This is a genomic window from Allokutzneria multivorans (assembly GCF_039537405.1).
GTDB classification, from domain to species: domain Bacteria; phylum Actinomycetota; class Actinomycetes; order Mycobacteriales; family Pseudonocardiaceae; genus Allokutzneria; species Allokutzneria multivorans.
This window is the reverse complement of sequence record NZ_BAABAL010000004.1, coordinates 249,553-268,872: the sequence shown is the minus strand read 5'-3', so window position 1 is coordinate 268,872 and position 19,320 is coordinate 249,553. Positions and strand designations below refer to the sequence as shown.

Sequence of the window (19,320 nt, the reverse complement as noted above, 5' to 3'; positions counted from 1 at the left end):
TGAGACGGTGGGGGCGGGGGTTGGGTGGTCTTGAAGACCGGCGAACCTGATGGCTTACAAGGCAGGGCCTAGCGGCCTCCCGTTTCGTACTGCTCACGGTCAAGCGAGAGGCGCGAGTCATGTCGATGGCTGTCCGAACTCCCTCATCACCTGTCGCGCTGGCGGTTTTCGGCGCCGCCGTCGCCGTGGTCGCCGTCGTGGGCGCGACGGCGACCGGAGACGCGGCGGGGACCTACACGGCGCTCCGCCAACCCGGCTGGGCTCCCCCGCCATGGCTTTTCGGTCCTATGTGGACAGTCCTGTACGTGATGCTCGCGGTGTCCGGTTGGCTCTACTGGCGCAGCGGAGGAACCCGAGCCGGGCTGATCACCTACGCCGTCGGCCTCGTGCTCAACGCCGCGTGGAGCCCGCTGTTCTTCGGCTCCGGGCTGCGCACGGCCGCACTCGTCGACATCATCGCGCTCGACATCGCGGTGGTGGCGTGCATCTGGCTTTTCGCCCGGCGCTCCCGAGCCGCCGCGCTGCTCCAGATCCCTTACCTGGCTTGGATTCTGTTCGCCACGGCCCTGAACCTGGCTTTGGTGGTGCTGAACTGAGCGCGCGTCACGGCGCCGCGTAACAGCGAACGGTCACCACCTGCGACGGGCTCCACCGCTGCTCGACGGTGGCCATGTGCACCCAGCCCAGCCGCTCGTACAGGGCCGCCGCCGCCGTGTCGGAGGCCACGACGTCGAGCACCGGGTGGACGCCGCGCTCTCGTGCCTCCGCGACAGCGCGCTCGATCAGCAGCGCACCGATGCCATGCCCTCGGGCGCGCGGAGTGACGAACAGTCGGTTGAGCACTGCGGTCTCGTCGGGGCTCTGCCCGCTGCGCTCGCTCCACAGGCCGGGCGCAAGATCTCCCTCACCACGGCGGGACAGCCCGACGTGGCCGACGACGCCTCCGTCCAGCTCCGCGACCCACGCCCGCAACAACGACTCCGGCGACAACCACTCGCCGGGCCGCTCGGGCCAGTTCACCGGATAGCCGTCCTCGTGGTGGACATCGGCGAGCAGCCGCGCACATTCTTCGAGGTCGTCATCATTTCTCTGTCGCACCCGGCGATCTGGTTCCATGCCCACATCATTCCGGATACTCGGCCGGGCAGTGCGTGTTCGGCGGTGGTGTCGCCAGCGTGATCAGGTAGTCGGTGATGTGCTTCAGCGCGCACTTGCTGTTGACGCGCTGACCGTGCCCGGCGCCGTCGTACTGCACCAGCACCGAGCCGGGGATCTGCCGGTGCACCGCCTGGTTCCACGACAGCGGCGCGGCCACGTCGAAGCGCGAGGTGGTCATCAGGATCGCGGGAACGTCCTTGACCTTCAGCTTGTGCTGCGGGTTGTTCACCGGCCCGGTCCAGCCGAGGCACCAGCCCACGTCCGTCCAGAACGGCGACAGCTTTGCGTGCGGCGCGACCTCGCGCTCCACTCGCTTCAGGTGCGCGTCGAACTCGGCGAAACCGCTGACATCCCAACGGAAATCGGAGCACCAGATCGCATGGTGGCTGTACTGCCTGGTCTCCGCGGCCGGGGCCGCCACGCGGGTCCCCGCCGCTCCGTCCAGCTTCGCGAGGTAGGTGGCCAGCTTGGACCAGTCGCGGGACGGCGTGTACATCCACGCGTCCAGGTTGCCGCGCAACGGCTCCGGCCTGACCTGCTGGCCGTTGTCCGGGTCGAGCAGCTTCCCCGCCACCGCCCTGGCGTGCAGCCCGTCCCAGACAGCCACCACGTCCCGCCCGTGCAGCGCGCACGCGGCAGTGCGAGCGCACCAGCCAGCGAACTCGCCGAGCGAACGCTCCAACTCCTCGGCAGTGGTCCGCAGGTACTCGTAGGCCGAGGAAATGCTGTGGTCCACGTTGGAGTCCAGCACGCTCGCCCGAAGCCTGCGGGGGAACAGCTCGGCGTACTGCTGGCCGAGCATCGTGCCGTAGGAGGAGCCGTAGAAGGAGATCCGCTCCTCACCGAGCGCGGCGCGCACCGCGTCGATGTCGCGGACCGCGCTGACCGTGTCGACGTGGTCGAACAGCGGCCCCGTGTGCTTGCGGCAGTCCGCGGCGAGCGCGGCGTTGATGTCCTTGAGCCTCTGGAACTGCGCCTCGTTCTTCGGAACTTCCCACCGCGGCTCGTTCAGCAACTCCGCGCTGCACCGGATCTCGTGGCTGCGCGAGACACCGCGCGGGTCGAAGCTCACGATGTCGAAGTACTGGCGCAGCGGGCTGTCGTCGGGAATGCGGCGCCCGATGACGTACCGGTCGATCCCGGAGAGCCCAGGACCACCGGGCCCGGCGAACAGGACACCGATGCGCTTGCTCGGATTCAGCGCGGGCAACCGGCCGATCGCCAGGCCGAACTTCTCGCCGCCCGGCTTCGCCCAGTCGATCGGCACCGCGAGTTCGGCGCACTCGCCCTTGAACTCCGTTCCGCACTCGGTCCAGGTGATCGGCGCGGCGGCCACGGCGACGGGCGCGCAGAGGGACGACGAGACGGCGACCGCGATCGCCAACGACAGGAACCGCTTTCCCACCAACACACCTTCCCCAGACAGATTCGCGGAGGCTAACAGGACGCACCTGTTCAGACGCGTCCGCAAAAACGGGGACTTGCGCCCGAATGTTCCAGCACACCGACGTCTGGGTACTCGCGTTCCCGTACCCGAAAAGAGCTACGTAACTGTTTCCGCGCAGACCCGATATCCACTGTGGCAAGCCGAGGAAGGGAGAACCGCATGCGGCGCCGAACGCTCACGTGCCTCGTGGTCCTGACGGTCGTGGCTGGCTGCACCCAGCAGGCACCACCGGCTCCGACCCCCGCTCCGACCCCGGCGGCGTCGACGGCGAGCACCGCCGCTCCGTCCTCGCCCAGCACGGTCGCCGCTCCCGAGGGCGCGGCGGTGCTCTCCTCGGTCCGCGTCGGCTCGCACCCCGGCCACGACCGCATCGTGTTCGAGTTCAACGGCACGCCGCCCACCTACGACCACTCCTTTGTCGACCGGGTCACCCAAGACGGCTCGGGAGCGCCCGTCCCATTGCAGGGCAAGGCTTTCCTCCAGCTCACCCTGCACGGCGCGACAACCGACAACTCGTTCCAGGTCACCGATCCGGCCAGGGCGCTGCGCTACGACGGCCCCCGCAGGCTCACCCCTGCGCTGGCCGTCGTCCAGGAGGTCGCGCAGGCCGGGGACTTCGAAGCCGACCTCAGCTTCGGCATCGGGCTGAACCGGCGCACTCCCCCACGCGTCTCGGTGCTCACCGGGCCGACGCGGGTCATCCTCGACCTCGACCACTGAGCTCGACCACTGACGTGATGAGCCAGATCTTCGTGGTCGGCGACGAGGACGGCAGGACCTGGCAGCAGGCACTGCTGCGCCGTGAGCAGAACACCACAATCCACACGATCGCCCGCGCCTCCGCGTTCTCCTGAGCCGCAGGAGGGGGAGCCGGTCCGGTAGCCCGCAGCGGTTCAGTAGTCGCCTTCGGTCAGTCGCACGATGGCGTCACGGCCTTGTCCGACTCGGGTGAAGCCCTTGCCCCACAACATGAACACATCGCCGTGCGCGCTGATCGCCAGGGCGGCGTGACCGCTGTCCACCTCGCCGAGCGGGTACAGGTCCTGCGCGTCGACCCCCTCGACCCACGCCGGCGAGAACGTGCCGAGCGTCGGGTCCACCTCGACCGTGCAGCGGCCGTGGCGCACACCAGCGCCGTCGGCTTCGATCAGCAGTCCACCGAACTCCGTGAGCACCCGCTCCGCCGCCTCGTGCATCACGAAGCCCCACCCCGCCAGCTCCGCGCGCCACCCGGAGACCTCCGCCGCTCGCCCCGGGAACCACCCCGACCCGAGCAGCAGGTCGATCGCCCGCTGAGGCCACCACTCGTCGACGTTCACCCGCCGGAACCCTACCGCCGAGGTCTGCCCTGGCTCTGTTCCCCGCCCGGCCCCTCCGGTTCGCATCCGCGTCAGCCGAACGAGATCGGCGCCTGCGCCTGGGCCGTCTGGTTCGCGTTGGAGGCCGCGGAGGCCGATCGAAACCCGAAAAGGAAAAGCACACTTCTGGACCGACGTTCAAAAGATTGTCGACGAACGCGTCGCTGTCGATCATTTACCGTCTCGTCAATAAAATCAGCACCTGCCCGCGAAGGTGAAATCGCGAGCATTTCCGCCGGTGTTTCTTCCCGCTTTGCTTCCGGCGATGCAGCGACCGGTGGCACAGTCGTCACCATGCGGATGGACGACCTGCCGGGCTGGCTGCCTTCCTGGTGCGTGGACCAGCTGGGGAACGCGCCGGTGAGCGTGCTGTTCGAGGAGCGGTCGATCTCGGCGGTGTTCGGGCTGCGTTTGGCCGACGGGCTGGACGTCGTGGTGAAGGCCCGAGAGGACGACGGCCGAGCCGCGTCCTGTCTCGTCGCGCAATCCCACTTGGCACAGCAGGGATTTCCCTGTGCCCGGCCGCTGACGCCCGTCGTCGGCGTCGGCGACCTGGCTGTGCACGCCGAACAGTACCGACCTGGCGGTGACCTGCTGCTGGGCGATTCGCCGGAGATAGCGGTGCGCTACGCGGCGGTTTTCGCCCAGTTGATGAGCCGTCTGGCTGACGTGGTGGTGGCGCCTCCGCTGCCGAACCCGCGCTGGGTGCGTTGGGATCACGGGAATTCCGGTTTGTGGCCCGCGATCGATTTCCTCGATTCACAGGACCAGAGCGCCGTGCCCGTCTACGCCGTCGACGCTGCCGAGCGCGTGCGCTCCCGGCTGCTCGCGGCCGATCTGCCGTGCGTGCTGGGCCACGCGGACTTCGAAGCCCAGAACCTCCGGTGGCGCGGCGGCGAGGTGTGGATCGTGCACGACTGGGACAGCCTCGCGTGGCAGCCCGAGGCCGCGTTGGTGGGGGCGGCGAGCGCGGTGTTCCCCAAGACCGGGCCCGCGACCCTGCCGCCGATCGAGAGCTCGGAGGCGTTCCTCGTGGCGTACCAGGAACTTCGCGGGCACCGGTTCACCGTGCGGGAGCAGGAGATCGCGTGGGCGGCCAGCCTGTGGCCCGCGCTGCACGACGTTCGCTGGGAAGCCTTGCACGGCACCACAACGGCGTCCTCGGACACGGTCGGTGCCCAAGCCGATGAGCGCCTGCGCCGAGCGAACGCCTAGCGGTAGGCGTTGAGTTCGGTCAGCGCCGTCGACGAGTGGTGGCCGAGGCCGACGGTCGTCGGCAAGAAGACGGTGTCGATGCCGCCGATCGAGGAGTTCATCATCGACAGCTCCAGCTCCACGGCGACGTCAGCTCCCGTGCGCAGACCGCGCACCAGCACGCACTCTCCGGCTTGATGGCAGTAGTCGACGAGCAGGCCGTCCCAGGAGTCGACGACGACCCGGTCGAGCCCGCTCAGCCTCTCGCGCAGCATCGCGACGCGCTCGGGAACGGCGAAGCGACCCGCCTTGGCCGGGTTCACCGCGACCAGCGCGATCACTCGCTCGAACTGCGCCGCCGCCCGCGTGATCACGTCCACGTGCCCTTCGGTCACCGGGTCGAACGAGCCCGCACACACCGCGATCACCCTGCCAGCCCCCTTCGCACACCGGACGAACCGAACGGTGAGCATGCCACCGCGAACCCTGCCGACGCCATCGACTCCGTCACACTCGAACGTGGCTTCCGGCCCACCCGGTTGGCGGGCGCGGCCCCCTCGCCGGCACGTTGAGATGATGTTGTGAGCGATGTGGTGCGTGAGGCGGCGCTGGCCGGGCAAATGGTGCTGTGGGAGGAGTCGCCCCGCGACGGGGCTCAGGGCAAGACCGTGATGAGCGCCGATTTCCGGGTGTGGTTGGCCCGCGAGCAGGGGCGGATCTTCGGTGACGACGGCGCGCGGCACGTGGTGTTCGCGGCGGGGTTCCCGTCGGTGTGCGCGGAGGAGTTCGACGCGACGCGGCGGGTGGCGCACGAAGCCGGCGGCGCGGTGAGCCCGGCGGCGGTGTGCCGAGGCACCCTGGACGACGTGCGGCTGGCGTGCTCGGCGGTGCGTGGTGCGCCGCACGCGCGGGTGATGATCGTCGTGCCCGGCTCGGACGCGATGGCCGACGCGATGACGCACGTCCCCGCGCGCGAGGCGTTGAGCCGCGTCACGCAGTTGGTGAGAGCGGCACGCGATTGTGCTCCGGAGGTCGTCCCGGACATCTGCTTCGCCGACGCGCCGCGCGCCGAGGTGGCGCTGCTCGCCGAGGTTTCCGAGACGCTGACCGCCGAGGGCGCGGGCGTCATGGTCGTCGCGGACACCGTGGGCGATCTGCTCCCGGAACAGGCTGAGCGGCTGTTCGCGACGCTGCGCGGCGCGGTGAGCGATGACGTGGTGCTCGCATCGCACCTGCACAACGATCTCGGGCTCGGCTTGGCCAACACGCTCGCCGCCGTGCGCTCCGGGATTCGCGTGGCCGCGTGTTCGTGGCTGGGCGTGGCCGAGCGCAGCGGCATGGTCGCCACCGAGCAGCTGCTGTTCCTGTTGGCGCACCGAACAGCCGACCTTGTCGGTGAGGACGGCTTGTGGAGCACTGCGCCGGACCTGACCCGGCTGCCGCCGATCGCCCGCGCGGTGTCCGCGGAAACCGGAGTCCCGCTGTCGGTGACCACGCCGATCGTGGGCACCGGAGTCGGCACGATCTCCACCGGAACTCCTTTCGTGCGGCCGAAAACGTTCCAGCCCTATGATCCGCAGGCGCTGCTCGGCATCACTCCGACGGTGGTGCTCACCCACCTCGCCAGTGCTCGGGTCGTGCGCGCCGTGGCCGAACGGCTCGGCGTGGAGCTCGACCGCGACGAGGTCGCCGCGGCGCTGCGCTGGGTCAAGTCCGAGGTGTACCGGCGCAACTCCGCGGTGATCAGCGACGAGGACTTCGGCCAGTTCCTCGACGGCGTGCGAGCGGTGGCCCGATGAACCCGGCACTGGACGCGGCGCGGACCGCGCTCGACGCCGGAAACGCCGTCGTACTGCCCAATCCGCTGCCGCTGACCCATGTCGTCACGGCCACCGCGCCCGCTGCGGTCAACCTCGCCAAGCGGCGCCCGGCCGAACAAGCCGCCGCCGTCTGGGTCACCAACGACGCGGTGTGGCGGCAGCTTCTCCCCGCGATCGACGCCGACACGTCCATGGCGCACGAGTTGCTGCGCGAGGAACTGGTGACCTTGCTCGTGCCGGTGCGCGCCACAGCGCCGTCCTGGCTGGCACCGGCCACCCGGGACGGGACGGCGCTGCTGTTCGGCGCACGCTGGCAACCGCTGCTTCCGTTGCTGGACAACGCCGGCGTGCTGTACGTGAGCAGCGCCAACCGCACCGGTTCAGCCCCCGCCGCCGACACTGCGTCAGCTCGCGCGATGTTCGGCGACGCCGCGCTGGTGATCGACCTCGGCGAACCGGCTCCCGGCGCGCGCGAAGCCACCACCACCGTGCGACTGACCGGCACTTCGATGTCGATCACTCGGCCGGGCGCGCAGGACGGCGCGCACGGCGGGCCCGAGGCCTACCTGGCCCACCTGCGCGCCCGGTACCGGTGACCGCTACGACCTGTACCTGAACATGATCCGGCCGCGCGTGAGGTCGTACGGGCTCAGCTCCACCAGTACCCGGTCCAGCAGCACGATCTTGATGTAGTGCTTCCTGATCTTGCCGCTGATGTGCGCGAGCACCTTGTGCCCGTTCTCCAGCTCCACCCTGAAGCTGGCGTTGGGCAGGCACTCCACGACGGTGCCCTCGACTTCGATACCGCCCGATGTCTTCGTCATGAGTTCGTGCTCCTTTCGTTGACCAGCTCCAGGTTGCTGCTCGTGTGGCGGGCGCCGACGCTCTCGAACAGCGCGACGACTGCCGCGTCAGATTCGTCCACATAGGACGACACCGTTTCGATTCCCTTGTGGTGCAACGATGCCAGCACGTCGACCAGCACGTCACGGCGTGCCTCGATCAGCTGGATGCGCGCGTGCTTGCGCCGCACCACGACGCGAACCAGGCCAGCGTGATCTCCGGAGGACGTTGCCGCCGTCACGTCGATCGACATGAGGTATTCGCGTTCACGGCGTCCGATCGTGAAGCCGACCCGCGCCCACCTGGCCGTCGTGTCGAGGTCAGCCTCGTCGACGAGCGTGTACAACGGCATCGGCAGATCGGCCATCATCACGTCGACGAGCTGGTCGAAGACCTCGCCGCGCCACGCGTCGACGCTGACGAAGATCCGTCCGTCGGGCCTGGGCGATGCGTCGCCGCGGCCGACCACGCGGTCGTCCTCCACGGCCTGCCACTGGTGCTCCGCGACCCGCGTGATCACCGCCGCTGTTCCGGCGGACTGCGCAGATTCCATGAGTTGTCGCCTTTCGGGAGTGCCTTGATGTCCAGGCGCTCCCGGCGACAGCTACTTCGGTCGCCGGACCGTGACGAAGCGAGGGAGCACCCACGTGCGTACAGCGGTCATGGGTCTCACCTCCTGGAGCGGTGTCACGGACTCGGGCACGCTAGCAGCCCCGCCACCGCCTCGTCGATCACTTTCCGCCGGGCCGGAGCCGAGGTTGGGCAGTCTTCAAGACCCCCAAACCCCCGTTTCGATCATCGTCAACCACCGCAAACCCAGCGCTCCACCAGGGTTTGCCGTCGTTGAAGACCGCCGGGACGGGGGTTGGGTGGTCTTGAAGACCGGCGAACGTGGCGATGTGCCGGACACCGCCCCGAACACCGCGCCACGCACTCCGGCCACGCCCGAAGTACCCGAACGACCCGTTCAGTGCGTTGAACTCCCTGAACGACCCGTTTGGTGCGCCCAAGTACCCGAAAGAGGCGTTCGGGACATCCAAGTACCTGAAAGGGCCGTTCAGGGCGTTGAAGTACCCGAAGGGGCCGTTCAGGGCGCCCAAGTACCCGAAAGGGGCGTTCGGGGCGTTGAAGTACCCGAAGGGGCCGTTCGGGGCGTTGGGGTGCTCGGAGAACTACGGGGTCGGCTGGGCTGGGGTCACCATGTCGCACGCCCCGTTCGAGACGGTTGACATGGTGACCCCAGTCGTCAGCGCGGGTCCTTCTGCTTGTGCGGCAGGACGATCGTGCCGAGCATGGCCCGCCAGGGGACGGTGAAGGACTCGCCGTCCTTCGGGGAGGGGTTGCGCGACACCATGGAGACGTTGACCGGCGTGCCGAAGGCGGTGGTGAAGAACGGCTCCTGCGGCCGTGGCGTGCTCATCGGCCCATCGCCTTGCGGATGAGCTCGTCAGTGCGGACGGGGTCGTTGGTCGGCGCGTTGGGCGGCAGCGGAGCGGGCTTCGGGACGACCTTGCGATCGACCGCGGCGGGGTCCAGCGGCGCGGCCGTGTGGTGCTCGGGGTGGTGCGCCTGGTAGTCGATCATCGCCTGGACGATCGCGGGTTCGGAGAAGCGCGGCCCCCAGAACTGGGCCGACACCGGCAGCCCGCGCGCGAAGCCGACCGGGAAGCTGACCATGGGCCAGCCCAGCGCGTTGGGCACCTGGTAGAAGGCGCGCATCACCGGGAGGCTCACCTCGGGCCCGGCGCGCCTGCCGATGACGTCGGCGACGCTCATGACGAGCATGAAGTCCACGCCGGAGTCCGCGAGCGCCTTGGTGTAGTTGGCGATGAGCGTTCGCCGCCGCTGCTCGCCCTCGTAGCGCACGGAGGAGGTGATACCGCCGGTCAGGCGGCTGGCACTGGCGAAGGTGGGCGCGGTCTCGGTGGGAGAACGGCGGCCGTACCAGGCGGTGAGGGCGGCGACGGACTCCGCAGACGGGACCCCGCTCGCGCAGAACTCGGCGACGGCGTCGGCGTAGCGGACCTCGTACCTGTTGGCGTGGATCACCGCGCTGGACGGCGAGATGGGCGAACCGTCCACAGTGGCCAGAACGTCGGAGGAGCCGACGTAGGGGTTGACCTTCGGGTCGGTGATGTCCAGGCCGGGGAACTCGATGACCCGCGCGCCCAGTGCTCGCAGCTGCTCGCCGAGCCTGGTGAAGATCTGCCGGTGCTCGGCGCCGTAGAGCGATTGCGGGGAAACACCGGCCTTGAGCTCGTAGTTGACGTACATCCAGTCGGTCTGCGGGATGCCGATCGTCACGCCCTGCAACGGCTTCTTGCCCACGCGCGGGACGGAGGGGATGGCCGGGAACGGGTTCGGCGCCGCCAGCGTCTGCGGGTCGTTGACCGGGTCCGGGCCCAGGAGGGCGCTCAGCACCAGTGCCGAGTCCCGCGCCGAGCGGCCGATCGGCCCGACGACGTCGTAGCCGGGGACCAGCGGCATCACGCCTGCGGCCGACACGGCGCCCGGCGAGGGCTTGATCGCGGTGGCGCCGTTGACCGCGGCCGGGAAGATGATGCTGCCGCCGGTCTCCTCGCCGAGGCAGGCCGCGGCGAGCCGGGCGGCCGGGGCCACGCCGGAACCCTGGCTCGACCCGCCGGGGATGTGGGCGGGGCTCCACGCGTTGCCGGAGAAGGTGCCGACGATGGTGTCGGAGAACTCCGAGCACATCGTCATGCCCAGCGGCACCACGCCCGCTGCGCGCAGCCGGGCGACGACGGTGGAGTCCCGCAGCGCGCGGTTGCCCGCGAAGGCCCGGGTGCCGTTCTGCGACGCCATGCCCTTGACGCCGACGGTCTCCTTGATGCCCATCGGGATCCCGCACAGCAGCGGCACCGGCTCACCCTTGCGGCGGAAGGCGTTGAGCCGTTCGTCGGCAGCGCGGGCGGCGGCCAGCGCGGCGGCCGCGTCGATGCGGACGAAGGCGTTGTACAGGCCGTTGTCGCCGTAGACCTCGAAGGGGCCGTTGAGCTGGGCGATGCGGTCCAGGTAGGCCTGCGTGACCTCGACGCTGGACACCTTGCCCGCCCGCAGCAGCGCGGCCAGCTCGACGATCTCGTAGTCCACCAGGCGTGACCGGGGCGGAATCCGGTCGACCGGCGGCAGGACCGCGGTGTCGGCCGCGCTCGCGGTGCCGGGGACGACGGCGAGGGCTCCGCCGACCGCGGCGGTGCCCAGCAGGGAACGCCGACTGATTCTCGCAGGGGACACGAAACCGCCTTGGTGTCGAGCGATCGCGAACATCGCAGGGTTGTCGGAGATCGAGTGGAACCGCCCGAAAGCTAGAGAACCCCCGCACCCGGAGGTAGCGACTTCACCCACGGCAGAAACGTGAATCCCGCCGCTCCGCAGGCCCACGACCTTCCTGGCGTGTGCACCACTTCTTGGCCACGCCCTTGCTCCTGCGAGGTGCATCCGGACACTGGATGCGGTGATCGATGCCGACGAGCGGGTCATGGGCGTGGGCACCACGGTCCGCTTCGCGCTGCTGATGGTGCTCGTCGTCGCCGCGAGCGGGGCGCTGATGTCGACGGTCCTCGACGGCCTTTCCGGCGCGAGCACCCGGTTGTGCGAGCTGGCGGGCGGCGCTGATCCCGACGCGGGCATCCTCCAGATCAAGCTCGCGCTCATGGACCAGTTCGCCGCCGTCGACGAGTGCCGGCGGCGCTTCAGCCCCTCGCCCCCGTGGTGGACGGCCGCGGGGTGGCCGGTCGCGGTGGTCGTCGGCGCCGTGGTGCTCTTCCTGACGCTGCCCGCGCGGCTGCTTCGCACCCGTCGCGCCAGGCCGCTGGAGGCGAGCGACCCCTCCGGAGAGATCCTGCGGATGGTGGAGGCCGCGAGCGAGACGGCTGGTCTGCGCCAGGTGCCGAAGGTCGTCGTGGAGCCGCTCAGGGCGCGAGCCGACGCGGTGGTGTTCGGCAGCAACCGCCGACCGATCGTGTGCCTCTCAGCCGGAATGCTGGTGTGCGCGAGCACTGAGCCGGAGCGCTTCCGCGCCGTGCTGCTGCACGAGCTGGCGCACATCCGGCACGGCGACATCACGCTCACCTACGCCACGGTGGCGCTCTGGCGGGTGTTCCTCGGGCTGGTGCTGCTGCCGTACACCGGGTGGATGGTGGTGTCGCTGATCCAGGGCTCGGCGTGGTCCAGCGACACCGCGTTCGTGGTGCGCGGCGTCCTGCTCGCCGCGTTGATGGTGCTGCTGGTCCACCTGGCGAAGCTGGAGGTGCTGCGCAGTCGGGAGGTGCACGCCGACGTCGCCGCGACGCGGTGGGGTGCCGAGTCCAGCGCCTGGGCCGTGGAAGAACCAGCCGGGCGTCCTCGCCGGGTGGTCGCGGCCTTCGCGGAGCTGTGGCGCACCCATCCCCGGGTGGACCTGCGCCGAGCCGCGCTCGCCGACTCCGGGGCGCTGTTCGGGGTGCGGGCGCTGCCGGTCTTCCTCGTCGGCGTCGCCGTGATCCTGGTCGACGCGCAGCTCCAGTCCTACGTCGTGCCCTTCTTCCCGCGCGACAGCGAAGTCCTCGGCTGGCTGGCGCAGCTGCTGCCGCTGCTCCCGTCCGGTCTCGCCGTCGGAGCGGTCGGATTCGCCTTGTGGCGGGCGGTGGAGCACTCGGCGCAGGCCTCGCGACCCGCTCCCTCCGGCGCGCTCGCCGGGCTGTGGCTGGGCATCGGGTTGGCCTTCGGCGAACTGTTCCTCCACCGCACGGCGGTCACCGAGTGGATACCCGCACACCCCGAAGCTCTCCTGCTCGTCGTCGCGGCGGGCGTGGTCGTGACCTGGTGGATCGGCGAGTGCGCTCAGCTGTGGACAGCCGGGCGACGCGGCCCCGCGGGCCGCCTGGTGGTGGCCTCCGCGCTGGGAGCGGCTTGGCTGGCGATGGCCTCGTGGCTGGTGTGGTGGCGCGGCGACGGTGTGCTGCTCGCGTCGGGTTGGCCTTATGGCACAACGGAAATTCAGGCCGTCCTCACCGGTCAGCTCGGCCAGGCTGCCTCCGGGTACGGCCCGCTGTTGTGGGTGTTCTCGACGCTGTTCCCCGTGTTGCAGGGGCTGTCGGAGCCGATGCTGCTGCTGACTGCGATAGGCGCTTCGTGGGTCGTGCCGTTGCTGGTGTGGGCGAGCCGGCCGCCGGACGGGACACCGCGATGGCTCCGGTCCTCGCTCGACGACACCGGCGCGGTTCTCGTCGGAAGCACCGGTGTGCCGCCGCTGCGGCGCGTTCTGCTGCCCGGCCTGTTCGGCGGCGCGTTGGCCTGCGTGGCGATCATCGGCTGGCAGGCGTATTTGCACACCTGGCTCCCCGTGGCGCCGGGCACGGGTGCGCTGTTCGTGCTGGCCTACGTGGCGGGGATCTTCGTGGCGTTGGTCGCCGGGACCGTTTTCGCCGCCGTGGCCTCAGCGCGAGTCGGCGCGTACCGACTCGTCGTCGCGTTGATCGCGGCCGAAACAGCGGCCGTCGTGGGCTTTGCCGGGATGCTGGTGCTGACCTCGGTCGACGGATGCGTGCCGCTTTTGCGCACGGTCGAGCCGACCTGCGGCGTGCACTCCACCGTGACCGGCCTGGCGTTCAAGCTCGTCCTCACCCCGCTCGTCGTGAGCGCGGGACTCATCGCGCTCGCCGTCGCCGCTGTCGCGGGACTGCGCAGGCGCACTCCCGCTCCCCCGCCTCCCTGGAACCCGCGAGGGCTGGCCGGACGCCGTCGAGCAGTCGCAGTGCTGTGCGCGGCGGCCGTCGCGATCGCGGTGGCCGGAGTCATGCAGTCGAGTCAGGGCAACGGTAAGCCCGGTGTCATCGGCGCGGCGGCGTTGTTCGCGCGCCCCACCGACCGGCCGCCCACTCCCCGGTTGCACGCGCTCCAGGTGTACTCCTGGCTGCAAAGCGGCGGCGAGGACCTCAGCCGGAGCATCATCGGCAACACCGCGCGACTCGTCACCACCGTGCGCGGAATCGCGGCGGGCACGGAGAAAGCCCTTGCGCTGCAACCGATCTGCGCGGACCTGGGCCAGATCGCTCGGAGCGCGCAACGCCACTTCCGGATACCCGACGCACGAGCGCAACAGCACTGGGCGGCGTTCATCGACCTTGCGCTCCGGAGCGACTGCACCGCTGATCCCGGGCGCCTGCTGCCCCAGCTCCACAGTGCCGCCGCAGCGGCCGCGAAGGCGGCCACGCTGATGTCGGCGGCGCTGGACGCCCGTCACGAGCAAGGCGGCCGGTAGTCCCGGCCCGGAAGGTAGCGCTCCCGAGGACTCCGGATGGGACGCAGTGTCCTACGACCTCCGAGGCACCGGGCACGACGTCCCCGGCAACGACTCCGCTGCCCCGGAAGCACGTGGCCGCTCGGTCGGAGTGGGCTTCACAGGGGGCGGAACTCGTCGCGGATGTCGTGGAGCGCGTTGCGGTGCACGAAGGCGCGCCACTGCCGGAAGTCCACTTCGGACAGACCGAGGTGCTGGGCCGTCTCGTGGTTCTCGCCGACGAAGTGCAGCACGGCGTGGTCCCCGATGACGCCGATGATCTCGAACTCGGCGTCGCGGTGGGTGCAGAGCTTGCGCGCGAGCCCGAGGCCCTGGACGGCCGTGGCGGGCACCTCCAGCACCCGCTCGGTGAACTCGGGCGGCGCGGCCTCACCGGTCAGCGGGTGCAACAGCACGGAGCCGGGAGTGGCGGCGAAGTCGATGTCGAAGTCCTGATCGCGGTAGCGGCCGATCAGTCCACGTCGGACGGTCGTGCGCAGCGGTACCGGCGCGCTCCAGAACCGTCCGGGCCCGAAACCGACGTCGCCCGTGGGAGTCCAGCCGACCTGGCGGTTGACGTACTCGCCGACGCTCTGCCGCTCGGAGTCCGGCTCGATCCGCCACAGCTCCGTACCGGCCGCGAGTTCGGTGAGCTCCATGACGTCACCGTCGAAGATCTCCTTGGTGTGGACCGAGAAGCGCAACGCGTACTGCGTGCCCGTCGGCCAGCCCTCGATCTCGTCGAGGCCGAGAGCCTGCGGGAAGTCCTGGTCCTGGACGACGACCCCGGCCGCGCGGTGCGGCTCGAACTTGCCGGGCACGGCGACGTTGCCGAGGTACAGCTGCGCGAGCGCGGGGTGCACCGCCTTCCACAGGATCGTCTCCGGCCCGATATCCGCCGCCCGTGGGGTGCTCATCCCGCGTGCTTCTCCCTCCACCGAGCCAACTGGTCGATGCGCTCGACCTGGACGTCCGTCAGCTCGTCGGAGTTGACCTTGCCACAGAAGCCGTCGCGCTGGTTGCCCTCCAGCCCGTTGCTCCTCGCCCACAGCGGCGACCTGCCGAGGTAGTCCACGCTCGCCCTGCCGGCATGGATACCGGACACGGCGAAGGGCTGCCCTCGCCAGGTCGCCGTCGTGCGGTCGCGGTACCAGGCGTCGAGCTCGGCTATCGGCACCTGTTTGAGGCGGACGTCGCCGAGCTGTTCGAAACCGTCCTGCGCATATGTCCGGTCACGGAGCTGGATGATCCAGATGTGTCCGGCCGCGACTTCTGACCGGCTCGTGCGGAAGATTTCGCCTCGGTACTGCGCCATCTCCTGGTTGAACCAGGCCACCGGTGATTCCTCCCATCAGACCGGATGTCAGCAGAGGACGCCGGTGTACCTGGCATAGTTGACGGCGTTCGCACTGCCGAGGTAATACCAATGGGGTGTGAGGATGCGCTGGGTGCAGAAGGTGTAGTCCGGCCGCGTGGCGAGGTCGACGTAGATCTGGACGCTCACAGTGTGGTCGCCGCAGTGGTGGTACTTGGCATCACGGCGGTGCTCGGGCTGGCCGACGGGAGTTGACTCGTCGTATCCGCACGGGCCGAGGACCGACGGGTTCGCGCTCGCGGGCGTGACGACGGACGTCGTGGCGACGATCGCCGCCGCGACCGCGATGGCGGCTCGAAGTCTTCTGCGCATGAAGCTCCCTTTCCACCGGACGAGCTGATCAGCCAGAACGGTAGCCACGAAGGAAAAGAACGTCAGCGCATTCAGGCACACCTGAAAAGTGCGAGCCCAGACCGATTCACCGAACAAGAAAGATCTTGGCAGTTTTTCGCGAATTTCCCGAGAACGCCGGAATAGCGCCGTCAGATCCGGTAGGCGCGGAGAAACGTTTGCACCCCGGCCGTGACGATCCTGCTGATCTCCGAGGGGGCCAGCGGGACGGCACCGTAGAAGGTCTGCTGGTTGACGTCGGTGATGGTGAGCAGAGTCAGGTGGGCGGCGGCCTGCTCGGCGTCGCCGATCTCCAGCAGGCCGCGGTCGGCGATCCGGCGCAGGTGCGGGGCCAGGCGCAGGTGGGCGGTCTGCGGGCCCGCGTCGACCCACGCCTTGAGCACCGGGCCCGGGATGCGGGCCGCCTCCGCCTCGATCGCGCGGACCAGCGCGAAGTGGTCGGGGAACGCGGTGACGGCGGCGACCCGGTCCAGGGAGAAGTCGATCAGGTCCTGCTCCAGGTCGACGATCTTGTGCAGGTGCCGGTCCACGATCTGGGCGATCGCGGCGGTGACCTCGTCGGCGCCCTCCAGGGCGACGTCGAGGAACAGTCGCTCCTTGTCGGCGAAGTGGTTGTAGATCGTCCGCTTCGAGACCCCGGCCTCCGCCGCGATCGCGTCGACGCTGGCGCGGGTGTAGCCCTCGCGGCCGAACACCTTGCGGGCGGCGCGGGTGATCGCCCGCCGCTTCTCCGGCCTGCCGTGCGATTCGGGCTGCCCAGCGGCCACGACGCCTCCCTTGAACGAAACTACTCGGTGCAGTCTACGAGGCTTCGGCTTGCCTTGCGGGCGAGCGCGCCGAGCAGGTCACGGAGCAGGTCCGCGGTGTACGGGTCGGCGAGAACGCCGTCTTCGCCGATGCGTGTGTCGCACCGGAAGACGGTGACCTCGGGCTTGACCACGACCTCCGCTCCGACCGATGCGAGGATCTGGCGCAGGGCGAGCTGCGCGCGCACCGAGCCGAACGGACCGGGAGAAGCGCCCGCGATGGCCACCGGCTTGCCGAGCAGCAGGCCTCCGGGCGCGGTGCTGATCCAGTCGATGGCGTTCTTCAGCACTGCGGGAATCGAGGCGTTGTGCTCCGGCGTGGCGATCAGCAGCGCGTCGGCCGCCGCGACCCGCGCTCGCAGCGCCGCGACCGGCGGAGGCGGCGTTGCGGCGTCCAGGTCCTGGTCGTAGAGCGGAATCCGGCCGAGATCCCGCTCCATCTCGATCACGAGCCCGCCGGGGTTGAGCTTGGCGGCCGCGTGCAGCAGCGCGGTGTTGTGGGATCCCGCCCGCAGGCTGCCTGACACCGCCAGGACGTTCAGCTCGCGCATGTCCTTCTCCGTTCTCTCGGATCGCTCAGCCGTCCGAAGTAAACCATACAGTGCAGAATTTGCACTAGTCGGTGTACTTTGGCGGCATGGCCGCTCCGACTTCCCGCGACCGGCGGGTACCCGTCCTGTCCCTCGCCCTGCTCGCCACGCCGACCTCGCTCAGCGCGAACAGCGCGACCACCGCCATCCCCGATCTGGCGCGTGAGCTGCAGGTCTCCGTCGCCGACGCGACGTGGACCGCCACCGCGTTCGGCTGGGCCGCCGTCGTCGGCACGCCCCTGACCGCAGGGCTTCTGCGCTCCCGAGGTCCCCGTGTCGCGGTCCTCGTCAACGCGGCACTCGTCCTGCTCGGCACGCTGCTCGTCGCGCTGGCCCCGACGCTGCTCGTCCTGCTCGTCGGGCGGGCCGCGCAGGCCGCGGGCGGCGGCGGCCTGGTCACGCTCGCCATCGGGCTCGCCGCGACACCCCGGCGGACCGGCGCGATCACCGCCGGTGTGGGGCTCGTCGGCGCCTTCGGACCGTTGGCGGGCTCAACGCTGTCAGAGTTCTCCTGGCGCGTCGCGCTCTGCCTGTCCCTGCTCGCCTTGCTCGCGGTGCCCGCGGTCCTGCGCCGCCTACCCGAGCACCACGACCCCGTCGGCACGAGCGCCGGCGACTCCGTCGGCCTCGTGCTGGTGTTGGGACTGGCCAGCGCACTGGTGCTCGTCCCGCGCTTTCCGGTGGCAGGCCTGGCATCGGGCGCGGCGATGGGCGTCCTGCTCGCCCGGAACGTCACGCTGCGCCCCGAGGGATTCGTTCCACGAAAAGTGTTGCGATCACACGCTTTCCGCGTCGCGGCGACGGCGGCGTGCGCGTTGTCGACGGCCTACTTCGCGGTGCTCTACACCGTGCCGCTGCTCCTGCGAGCGCAGTGGTCCAGCGACCGGATCGGCATGATCACGCTCATCGCGCTGGCCGCTGGCTCCACGGCCTCGCTCCTGGCAACGAGGTACGCGTCCCGGCTCGGCCCGGTGATCATGACCGCCGGAGCCGTCGGCGCGGCCCTGCCGCTGATCACGACCTGGCCCTCCGCGGTGGCGGCGGCGACGGGGTTCGCCGTGTTCGCCGCCACCGCCGGGATGGCCTGGTACGCCGGAGTTCTCGGCAGGGCCACGCCGAGCGCCGACCGGCCGGCCGCGCTCGGCCTGCTGACGCTGTGCTACCAGCTCGGCGGCGCCTTCGGCCCGGCGCTCGCCACCCTCCTGATCAGCTGACGGGCGAGGTCAGCTCGGCTCGACCGGCAGCCACAGCTCGCACGTCGCGGAGCTGAAGTCCGCCGAGCGGTCCAGGACCGTGACGATCGAGGGGCCCGGCCGCAGGCGCCACGGGTTCGACGGGAACCACTCGGTCGCGGTCGCCGCCCAGGTGCTCTGCAACGTCTGCGGATAAGCCCCTGAGGTGCGAAAGACCGCCCACCTGCCCGCTGGGACCTCGATCACGTCCAGGTCATCGGGAGCCGGCGTGCCCTCAGCGAGGGCGACCCCGTGCAGATAGGTCAGCTCGGTGCCTTCCGTGCCGTCCGGGTCGAGGTCGTCACAGACCTGGAGCAGACCACGCGGATCGGTGTCGCTGAGCGCTTTCAGCCGCGCGTGCTCCTCCTGCGGCAGCGCGGCGATGTGCTGCTGGATGTGCGGGTTGACGCCGACGTGGATCAGCGGGACACGCGTTGCGTGCCCGACGAGCCGGAACGCGGGGTGATCGGCGATGCGGGTGTCCATGGGGGTGCTCCCTTCAACGGTCAGGCGGAACCTGAGCTGCGGTTGTGTGCGAAGGGGGCCACCGTCACGGCGGACGTCACCGGGGTTGGCGCCGTGCACCGCCCGAAACGCCCGCCCGAACGCCTCGGTCGAGCCGTAGCCGTGCCGGACGGCGATGCCCAGCAGGTCGTCCTCGCCGCGCACGACGTCCGCGGCGGCGACGGTCATGCGGCGCCGGCGCACGTACTCCGACAGCGGCATGCCCGCCAAGGACGAGAACATCCGACGCAGGTGGTACTCGGTCGTGCCGAGCGCCGTGGCCAATCCGGCGAGGTCGAACTCCTCGCCGAGGTGCTCCTCGACGAGATCGACGAGCCGGTTGAGTGCCGAGATCATGTGGC

21 protein-coding genes are annotated in these 19,320 nt (G+C 70.1%); 7 read left to right on the top strand and 14 right to left on the bottom strand.

The features are described from left to right. The first annotated feature begins 119 nt into the window (after nt 1–119). Nucleotides 120–596 (top strand): TspO/MBR family protein, encoded by a 477-nt coding sequence (locus ABD798_RS03320; protein ID WP_344870972.1) that lies wholly within the window; start codon nt 120–122, stop codon nt 594–596. A 7-nt stretch (nt 597–603) separates the two neighbouring features. Here the strand turns inward: ABD798_RS03320 and ABD798_RS03315 are convergent, their stop codons facing one another. Together ABD798_RS03315 and ABD798_RS03310 are read right to left on the bottom strand one after the other, a co-directional pair. Then, a complete protein-coding gene (locus ABD798_RS03315) occupies nt 604–1,116 on the bottom strand; it encodes a GNAT family N-acetyltransferase (RefSeq protein WP_344870971.1) in 513 nt (170 codons plus the stop codon). A 7-nt stretch (nt 1,117–1,123) separates the two neighbouring features. Further along, on the bottom strand, nt 1,124–2,563 hold the full coding sequence (locus ABD798_RS03310; protein ID WP_344870970.1) for an alpha/beta hydrolase: 1,440 nt from the start codon (nt 2,561–2,563) through the stop codon (nt 1,124–1,126). Between the two features lie 201 nt (nt 2,564–2,764). On the opposite strand from ABD798_RS03310, the gene ABD798_RS03305 reads away from it, so the two are divergent. Next, nucleotides 2,765–3,325, top strand: a complete 561-nt coding sequence (locus ABD798_RS03305) for an AMIN-like domain-containing (lipo)protein (RefSeq protein ID WP_344870969.1) — start codon at nt 2,765–2,767, stop codon at nt 3,323–3,325. 173 nt (nt 3,326–3,498) lie between these two features. Here ABD798_RS03305 and ABD798_RS03300 read toward each other — a convergent pair whose 3' ends face one another. Continuing rightward, complete coding sequence (locus tag ABD798_RS03300; RefSeq protein WP_344870968.1) at nt 3,499–3,924, bottom strand: SUKH-3 domain-containing protein; 426 nt, start codon at nt 3,922–3,924, stop codon at nt 3,499–3,501. 333 nt (nt 3,925–4,257) lie between these two features. Between ABD798_RS03300 and ABD798_RS03295 the strand changes: the two genes are divergently transcribed. Beyond that, nucleotides 4,258–5,178 carry an aminoglycoside phosphotransferase/kinase family protein gene (locus ABD798_RS03295; RefSeq protein ID WP_344870967.1) on the top strand — a complete coding sequence of 307 codons (921 nt, stop codon included), beginning with the start codon at nt 4,258–4,260 and terminating at the stop codon, nt 5,176–5,178. Here ABD798_RS03295 and coaD read toward each other — a convergent pair. Beyond that, nucleotides 5,175–5,585, bottom strand: coding sequence for a pantetheine-phosphate adenylyltransferase (coaD, locus tag ABD798_RS03290; protein ID WP_344870966.1), 411 nt, complete (start codon nt 5,583–5,585; stop codon nt 5,175–5,177). The genes ABD798_RS03295 and coaD overlap by 4 nt on opposite strands. Before the next feature lie 153 nt (nt 5,586–5,738). On the opposite strand from coaD, the gene ABD798_RS03285 reads away from it, so the two are divergent. Together ABD798_RS03285 and ABD798_RS03280 are read left to right on the top strand one after the other, a co-directional pair. After that, the gene (locus ABD798_RS03285) at nt 5,739–6,956 is read left to right on the top strand and encodes a 2-isopropylmalate synthase (protein WP_344870965.1); all 1,218 of its coding nucleotides are present in this window, start codon (nt 5,739–5,741) and stop codon (nt 6,954–6,956) included. Next, on the top strand, nt 6,953–7,573 hold the full coding sequence (locus ABD798_RS03280; protein ID WP_344870964.1) for a Sua5/YciO/YrdC/YwlC family protein: 621 nt from the start codon (nt 6,953–6,955) through the stop codon (nt 7,571–7,573). The genes ABD798_RS03285 and ABD798_RS03280 overlap by 4 nt, the downstream gene beginning before the upstream one ends. A gap of 3 nt (nt 7,574–7,576) precedes the next feature. On the opposite strand, the gene infA is transcribed toward ABD798_RS03280, so the two are convergent. The 4 genes from infA to ABD798_RS03260 all read right to left on the bottom strand — a co-directional run bounded on the left by infA (nt 7,577) and on the right by ABD798_RS03260 (nt 11,075). Next, nucleotides 7,577–7,801: a translation initiation factor IF-1 gene (gene infA, locus ABD798_RS03275; RefSeq protein WP_344870963.1), complete on the bottom strand. Its 225-nt coding sequence runs from the start codon at nt 7,799–7,801 to the stop codon at nt 7,577–7,579. After that, nucleotides 7,798–8,373 carry a hypothetical protein gene (locus ABD798_RS03270; RefSeq protein WP_344870961.1) on the bottom strand — a complete coding sequence of 192 codons (576 nt, stop codon included), beginning with the start codon at nt 8,371–8,373 and terminating at the stop codon, nt 7,798–7,800. The genes infA and ABD798_RS03270 overlap by 4 nt, the downstream gene beginning before the upstream one ends. Nucleotides 8,374–9,066: 693 nt before the next feature. Next, nucleotides 9,067–9,240, bottom strand: a complete 174-nt coding sequence (locus tag ABD798_RS03265; protein ID WP_344870960.1) for a hypothetical protein — start codon at nt 9,238–9,240, stop codon at nt 9,067–9,069. Then, on the bottom strand, nt 9,237–11,075 hold the full coding sequence (locus tag ABD798_RS03260; protein WP_344870959.1) for an amidase: 1,839 nt from the start codon (nt 11,073–11,075) through the stop codon (nt 9,237–9,239). The genes ABD798_RS03265 and ABD798_RS03260 overlap by 4 nt, the downstream gene beginning before the upstream one ends. A gap of 220 nt (nt 11,076–11,295) precedes the next feature. Here ABD798_RS03260 and ABD798_RS03255 point away from each other — a divergent pair, with 220 nt between their 5' ends. Next, a complete protein-coding gene (locus ABD798_RS03255; protein ID WP_344870958.1) occupies nt 11,296–14,082 on the top strand; it encodes a M48 family metalloprotease in 2,787 nt (928 codons plus the stop codon). A 137-nt stretch (nt 14,083–14,219) separates the two neighbouring features. On the opposite strand, the gene ABD798_RS03250 is transcribed toward ABD798_RS03255, so the two are convergent. The 5 genes from ABD798_RS03250 to ABD798_RS03230 all read right to left on the bottom strand — a co-directional run bounded on the left by ABD798_RS03250 (nt 14,220) and on the right by ABD798_RS03230 (nt 17,183). Beyond that, nucleotides 14,220–15,017, bottom strand: a complete 798-nt coding sequence (locus tag ABD798_RS03250) for a hypothetical protein (protein ID WP_344870957.1) — start codon at nt 15,015–15,017, stop codon at nt 14,220–14,222. Beyond that, nucleotides 15,014–15,436 carry a hypothetical protein gene (locus ABD798_RS03245; protein WP_344870956.1) on the bottom strand — a complete coding sequence of 141 codons (423 nt, stop codon included), beginning with the start codon at nt 15,434–15,436 and terminating at the stop codon, nt 15,014–15,016. Before ABD798_RS03245 ends, ABD798_RS03250 begins: the two co-directional genes overlap by 4 nt. Before the next feature lie 27 nt (nt 15,437–15,463). Further along, on the bottom strand, nt 15,464–15,787 hold the full coding sequence (locus ABD798_RS03240; protein ID WP_344870955.1) for a DUF6355 family natural product biosynthesis protein: 324 nt from the start codon (nt 15,785–15,787) through the stop codon (nt 15,464–15,466). Nucleotides 15,788–15,957: 170 nt separating this feature from the next. After that, complete coding sequence (locus tag ABD798_RS03235) at nt 15,958–16,593, bottom strand: TetR/AcrR family transcriptional regulator (protein ID WP_344870954.1); 636 nt, start codon at nt 16,591–16,593, stop codon at nt 15,958–15,960. 20 nt (nt 16,594–16,613) lie between these two features. Next, complete coding sequence (locus tag ABD798_RS03230; protein ID WP_344870953.1) at nt 16,614–17,183, bottom strand: NADPH-dependent FMN reductase; 570 nt, start codon at nt 17,181–17,183, stop codon at nt 16,614–16,616. A gap of 86 nt (nt 17,184–17,269) precedes the next feature. Between ABD798_RS03230 and ABD798_RS03225 the strand changes: the two genes are divergently transcribed. After that, on the top strand, nt 17,270–18,436 hold the full coding sequence (locus tag ABD798_RS03225; protein ID WP_344870952.1) for an MFS transporter: 1,167 nt from the start codon (nt 17,270–17,272) through the stop codon (nt 18,434–18,436). Nucleotides 18,437–18,445: 9 nt separating this feature from the next. Here the strand turns inward: ABD798_RS03225 and ABD798_RS03220 are convergent, their stop codons facing one another. After that, nucleotides 18,446–19,315 carry an AraC family transcriptional regulator gene (locus ABD798_RS03220; RefSeq protein ID WP_344870951.1) on the bottom strand — a complete coding sequence of 290 codons (870 nt, stop codon included), beginning with the start codon at nt 19,313–19,315 and terminating at the stop codon, nt 18,446–18,448. Nucleotides 19,316–19,320: the final 5 nt, after the last annotated feature.